This is a genomic window from Streptomyces bohaiensis (assembly GCF_012033785.1).
GTDB lineage: Bacteria > Actinomycetota > Actinomycetes > Streptomycetales > Streptomycetaceae > Streptomyces > Streptomyces bohaiensis.
In genome coordinates, this window is sequence record NZ_JAAVJC010000288.1 from 1 (window position 1) to 5,970 (window position 5,970).

At 73.4% G+C, this 5,970-nt stretch carries 5 protein-coding genes; all 5 read left to right on the forward strand.

The features are described from left to right. Positions 1 to 52 precede the first annotated feature (52 nt). Genes HCN52_RS21020 through HCN52_RS21040 form a run of 5 tightly spaced genes read left to right on the forward strand, consistent with a single transcriptional unit; the run spans position 53 to position 5,883 of the window. Complete coding sequence (locus HCN52_RS21020; RefSeq protein ID WP_168090021.1) at positions 53 to 1,324, forward strand: ABC transporter ATP-binding protein; 1,272 nt, start codon at positions 53 to 55, stop codon at positions 1,322 to 1,324. Further along, positions 1,321 to 2,301: an ABC transporter permease gene (locus HCN52_RS21025; RefSeq protein ID WP_168090022.1), complete on the forward strand. Its 981-nt coding sequence runs from the start codon at positions 1,321 to 1,323 to the stop codon at positions 2,299 to 2,301. The genes HCN52_RS21020 and HCN52_RS21025 overlap by 4 nt, the downstream gene beginning before the upstream one ends. Positions 2,302 to 2,303: 2 nt before the next feature. Next, the gene (locus HCN52_RS21030; RefSeq protein ID WP_168090023.1) at positions 2,304 to 3,467 is read left to right on the forward strand and encodes an ABC transporter permease; all 1,164 of its coding nucleotides are present in this window, start codon (positions 2,304 to 2,306) and stop codon (positions 3,465 to 3,467) included. Then, the gene (locus HCN52_RS21035; RefSeq protein ID WP_168090024.1) at positions 3,464 to 4,468 is read left to right on the forward strand and encodes an ABC transporter ATP-binding protein; all 1,005 of its coding nucleotides are present in this window, start codon (positions 3,464 to 3,466) and stop codon (positions 4,466 to 4,468) included. Before HCN52_RS21030 ends, HCN52_RS21035 begins: the two co-directional genes overlap by 4 nt. After that, positions 4,465 to 5,883, forward strand: coding sequence for a GH1 family beta-glucosidase (locus tag HCN52_RS21040; protein ID WP_168090025.1), 1,419 nt, complete (start codon positions 4,465 to 4,467; stop codon positions 5,881 to 5,883). Before HCN52_RS21035 ends, HCN52_RS21040 begins: the two co-directional genes overlap by 4 nt. Positions 5,884 to 5,970 lie beyond the last annotated feature (87 nt).

Below are 5,970 nucleotides of genomic sequence, written 5' to 3' on the forward strand. Positions count from 1 at the left end.
CCACCGCCCCCGACCGCCCACCCCGGACCCGAGACCCAGGAGCCGCGTCCCGATGTCCTCACCAGCAGCAGATCCGCCCGCCACCGGGAACGAGGTGGTACTGGAAGCACGCCGACTGACCAAGCACTTCCGTGTTCGCTCCGGTCTGCGGGGCCTCGCCCGACGCGGCCCGCGGCCCGTCGTCCACGCGGTGGACGACGTCACGCTCCGGCTGCGCCGCGGCACCGTCACCGCCGTCGTCGGCGAGTCCGGTTCGGGGAAGTCCACCATCGCCCGGCTGCTGGCGCAGCTCTACCCCGCGACCGGCGGCGACCTGCTGCTGGACGGGAAGAACGCCCGGGCCAAGGGCGGCCGCGCCTTCCGCGCCTACTGCCGCGACGTACAGATGATCTTCCAGGACCCGTTCGGCTCGCTGAACCCGGTCCACACCGTGCGGTACCACCTGACCCGCGCCCTGCGCATCCACGGCCGCGCCGGCAGCACGCCCGCCGAACTGGAGCAGGCGCTGACCGATCTCCTCGGGCGGGTCCACCTCACCCCCGCCGCCCGCTACCTCGACGTCTTCCCGCACGAGCTGTCCGGCGGTCAGCGGCAGCGCGTCGCCATCGCCCGCGCCATGGCGGCGCAGCCCCGCGTCCTCCTCGCCGACGAGCCCGTCTCGATGCTGGACGTCTCCATCCGGCTGGGCATCCTCAACCTGCTGCGGGACCTCAAGGAGGGCATGCGGTTGGCGATCCTCTACATCACCCACGACATCGCCTCCGCCCGCTACTTCGCGGACGAGACGATGGTGATGTACGCGGGCCGGCTGGTGGAGGGCGGCAACAGCGAGACCGTCACCCAGCGGCCCGCCCACCCCTACACGCAGCTGCTGATCGCCTCCGCGCCCGACCCCGACCGCATCGCCGAGGGCGTCGGCCCGACCGACGCCCCGCCCGCCGACGCGGACGCCGCGCTGCCGGCCGCCCTGGCCGGCGCCGGGGACGACGCCCACGCGGTGGCCGAGCACGAGGCCGCCGTCGTCGCCGAGGCCGAGGCCGAGTCCGACGCCCCGGGCGAACCGCCCAGCCTGATCACCCCGCCCGCGGGGTGCCGCTTCCACCCGCGCTGCCCCAAGGCGATGGAGCGCTGCCGCAGCGAGGCCCCGCCCCGGTTCGCCGTCGCCGACGACCAGTGGGCCGCGTGCTGGCTCTACGAGGGCCGCCCCCTCGCCCCCGACCCCGCCGACGCCGCCGACGCCCCCGAAGCCGGGGGCCACCCCGCCGCCGGCCCGGCGGCCGACCGGCTCGCCAAGACCGGTGGACACGGGGAGGGCGCACCGTGAAGTACCTCCTGCAGCGGCTCGCCTTCTACGCCGTCACCGCGTGGGCCGCCATCACCATCAACTTCGTCATCCCGCGCCTCATGCCGGGGGACCCGGTGCAGGCGCTGATCAACCGGTTCCAGGGCCAGCTCTCCACCAAGGCCATCGACTCGCTCTACACCCTCTTCGGCCTCGACGACGAACGCTCGCTCTGGCAGCAGTACCTCGACTACTGGGGCAACCTGCTCCGCGGCGACCTCGGGACCTCGTTCGCGTTCTTCCCCACCGGCGTCGGCGACATCATCGCCGAGAGCCTGCCGTGGACGCTGGCGCTGATGGGCGTCACCACGCTGATCAGCTTCGTCCTGGGCACCGGCATCGGGATCTACGCCGGCTGGCGGCGCGGCTCATGGCTCGACGGGCTGCTGCCCGTCACCACCTTCATCTCCTCCATCCCGTACTTCTGGCTCGGGCTGCTCGCCATCTCGGTCTTCGCCGTCCAGTGGCGGGTGTTCCCCGCCTCCGGCGGCCACGACGCCTCCGTGGTGCCCGGGATGACCTGGGGGTTCATCTCCAGCGCGCTGTACCACGCGCTGCTGCCGGCCATCACCATCGTCATCAGCGCCGTCGCCGGCTGGATCCTCGGCATGCGCAACATGATGGTGAGCGTCTCCAGCGAGGACTACGTGCTGGTCGCGCAGGCCAAGGGGCTCTCCGAGCGACGGGTGATGTTCTCCTACGCCGCCCGCAACGCGATCCTGCCGAACATCTCCAACTTCGCGCTCTCGCTGGGCTTCATCGTCGGCGGCACGCTGCTGGTGGAGATGGTCTTCTCCTATCCCGGCATCGGCTACCGCCTCTTCCAGGCGGTCGGCGCCAAGGACTACCCGATGATGCAGGGCGTCTTCCTGATCATCACCCTCGCGGTGCTCGCCGCCAACCTCCTCGCCGACCTCGCCTACATGGCGCTCGACCCCCGTACCCGAAGGGAGGCCTGACGATGGCACAGCCCACCGACGAGGCGATCGCCACCGCGGAACCCGCCACCGCGGAACCCGCTCCCGCCCCCGCCCGCCGCGACCGCACGCGGTTCCTCCGCAACCCCAAGACCCTCACCGGACTGGTGATCCTCGCCGGGTTCGTGCTGATCGCGATCATCGGCCCCTGGATCGCGCCGCACGACCCCTCGGCCCGCGGCCCCGAACTGCTGCAACCGCCCTCCTGGCAGCACCTGTTCGGCACCACGCAGACCGGACAGGACATCTTCTCGCAGATCCTGGTGGGCGCCCGGGGCGTGCTGGTCGTGGGCTTCACCGCGGCCCTCATCGCCGGGGTGCTCTCCGTCATCGTCGGGGTGACCGCCGGCTACCTCGGGGGCCTCGGCGACGACCTGCTCTCCTCGGTCAGCAACATCTTCCTCGTCATCCCGGGCCTGCCGCTGATCATCATCATCGCGAGCTTCCTCCCCGACACCGGGGACCTGGCCATCGCCGCGATCATCGGCCTCACCGGCTGGGCGTGGGGCGCGCGGGTGCTGCGCGCCCAGACGCTCTCGCTGCGCAACCGCGACTACGTGCAGGCAGCCAAGGCCACCGGCGAGTCCACCCCGCGGATCATCGTCTTCGAACTGCTGCCGAACCTGACGGCCGTCATCGCCTCCGGGTTCATCGGCACCGTCATCTTCGCCGTGCTCGCCAACGTCACCCTGGCGTTCATCGGCGTCGCCGACATCTCGGACTGGAACTGGGGGACCGTGCTGTTCTGGGCGCAGTCCAACCAGGCGCTGGCGCAGGGCGCGTGGTGGTGGTTCGTCCCCGCCGGCCTCTGCATCGCGCTGCTCGGCACCGCCCTCGCGCTGATCAACTTCGGCATCGACGAGTTCATCAACCCCCGGCTGCGCTCGCCCGGCAAGGAGGACCGCGCGGTGCGGATGCGCATCGGCTTCACCCCCGTCGTCCGCCGCGACTACCCCCGCGACGCCGCCCCGGCGGCCGCCGCGCCCCCGGCCGGGCCGGACGCACCGGACCGGCCGGACGCACCGGACCGGCCGGACGGAGCGGAGGCGCCGGACGCCCCGGAGGCCCGCGGGGGCACCGCCCCGGCCGGCGCCGCGGACCGGCCCGGGACAGCAGGCACCGACACGGGCAAGGAGAGCCACCGATGACCGAACCCGTCCTGGAGATCCGCGGCCTGGACGTGGACTACGGCCTCGGCGACAGCGCCGTCCGCGCCGTCCGCGACATCAACCTCACGCTCCACCGCGGCGAGATCCTCGGCCTCGCGGGCGAGTCCGGCAGCGGCAAGTCCACCCTCGCCTACGCCGTCACCCGGCTGCTGCCGCCGCCCGGCGTCATCACCGGCGGAGAGGTCCGCTACCGACCCGGCAACGGCACGCCGGCCGTCGACATCCTCGACCTCGGGCCCGAGGAACTGCGCGCCTTCCGCTGGCAGGAGATCTCGCTGGTCTTCCAGGGCGCGATGAACTCCCTCAACCCCGTCCACACGGTGCGCAGCCAGCTCACCGACGTCATCGCCGCCCACCGCCCCGCGATGGGACGCGCCGCCCGCAACGACCGCGCCGCGGAACTGCTCTCGCTGGTCGGCATCTCCGCCGACCGGCTCGGCAGCTACCCGCACCAGCTCTCCGGCGGCATGCGGCAGCGCGTCATGATCGCCATGGCGCTGGCGCTGGAGCCCGAGATCGTGCTGCTCGACGAACCGACCACCGCTCTCGACGTGGTGATGCAGCGGCAGATCCTGCGGCAACTGGTGCGGCTCCGCGAGGAACTGGGCTTCTCCGTCGTCTTCATCACCCACGACATCTCGCTGCTGCTGGAGTTCTCCGACCGCGTCGCGGTGATGTACGGCGGCCGGATCGTCGAGGAGGCCGGCGCCAAGGAGATCTACCGCGACGCCCGCCACCCCTACAGCCACGGCCTGCTGCACTCCTTCCCCGCGCTGCACGGGCCCCGCCGGGAACTCACCGGCATCCCCGGCTCGCCGCCCGACCTCAAGTCGATGCCGAGCGGCTGCGCCTTCCACCCGCGGTGCCCCAAGGCGTTCGACCCCTGCGCCTCGCGCGTCCCCGCACTGACCCCCGCCCCGGCGGGCGACCGGTCGGTCGCCTGCTGGCTGCACACCGAGCACGGATCGGGAGACTCATGACCGCCACACCGCCCGCCACCCCCCAGCAGCTCCCGGGAGCCCGGGCCGTGCCCGGCCTGCCCGCCGACTTCCGCTGGGGCGTGGCCACCTCCGCCTACCAGATCGAGGGCGCCGCGGCGGTCGACGGCCGGACCCCCTCCATCTGGGACACGTTCTGCCGGGTACCCGGCGCCGTCGTGCGCGCCGAGCACGGCGACACCGCCTGCGACCACTACCACCGGATGCCCGAGGACGTCGCGATGATCGCGGGGCTGGGCGTGGACACCTACCGGTTCTCGGTCGCCTGGCCGCGCGTGCAGCCCGGCGGCGCCGGGCCGCTCAACCCCGCGGGCATCGGCTTCTACGACCGGCTGGTCGACCGGCTGCTGGAGCACGGCGTCACCCCCTGGCTGACGCTGTACCACTGGGACCTGCCGCAGGAACTGGAGGACGCCGGCGGGTGGCCCGCCCGCGACACCGCCCACCGGTTCGCCGACTACGCGGAAGCCGTCCACGCCGTCCTGGGCGACCGGGTGCGGCACTGGACCACCCTCAACGAGCCGTGGTGCTCCTCCTGGCTCGGCTACCGCACCGGCGTCCACGCCCCCGGCCGCCAGGATCTCGGCGACGCCATGGCCGCCGCGCACCACCTGCTGCTCGGCCACGGCCTCGCCACCCGGCGGCTGCGGGAGGCCGGCGGCGACGACATCGAACTCGGCATCACCCTCAACCTCGGCGACCACGCCCCCGCCGACGACAGCGAGGCCGACCGGCGGGCCGCCCGGCTCGCCGACGGCATGGGCGGCCGGCTCTATCTCGACCCGCTGTTCCGCGGCCACTACCCCGAGGACGTCGTCGCCGACCTGGCCGAGCAGGGCGTGGCGCTCCCGGTGCGCGACGGCGACCTGGCGACGATCGCCGCACCGCTGGACGTCCTCGGCGTCAACTACTACACCAGCCACCGCCACTCCGGCACCGACGAGCACGGCGCGACGACCGGCCCGGACGGCCGGCCGGTGGACATCGACGTCCCGTACGAGCGGCCGCGCACCGCGATGGGCTGGGAGATCGTCCCCGAGGGGCTGACCCGCCTGCTGGTCCGGCTGGAGCGGGAGTACGGCGTGCCGACCGTGGTCACCGAGAACGGGGCCGCCTTCGACGACCTGCCCGCCGCCGACGGCTCCGTCCCCGACGGCGACCGCGTCGCCTACCTCGACGGCCACATCCGGGCGGTCGCCGACGCCCGCGCGCAGGGCGCGGACGTACGCGGCTACTTCGCCTGGTCGCTGATGGACAACTTCGAGTGGGCCTTCGGCTACGACAAGCGGTTCGGCATCGTGCACGTCGACTACGACACGCAGGTACGGACCGTGAAGGCCAGCGGGGAGTGGTACCGCGACACGGTCCGCCTCAGCCGGGAGGCGGCCGCCGGCTGAGCTGTTCAGCGGCCGAGCGGTTGGGCGGCTGCGCGGGCGCGACCGGCCGGCGGCGCCGGGGCACGGCGGACACCGCCGGCCCCGGCC

Coding starts and splice junctions, on each gene's coding strand:
- HCN52_RS21020 (WP_168090021.1), top strand. CDS start 53: ATGTCCTCACCAGCAGCAGATCCGCCCGCCACCGGGAACGAGGTGGTA.
- HCN52_RS21040 (WP_168090025.1), top strand. CDS start 4,465: ATGACCGCCACACCGCCCGCCACCCCCCAGCAGCTCCCGGGAGCCCGG.
- HCN52_RS21035 (WP_168090024.1), top strand. CDS start 3,464: ATGACCGAACCCGTCCTGGAGATCCGCGGCCTGGACGTGGACTACGGC.
- HCN52_RS21030 (WP_168090023.1), top strand. CDS start 2,304: ATGGCACAGCCCACCGACGAGGCGATCGCCACCGCGGAACCCGCCACC.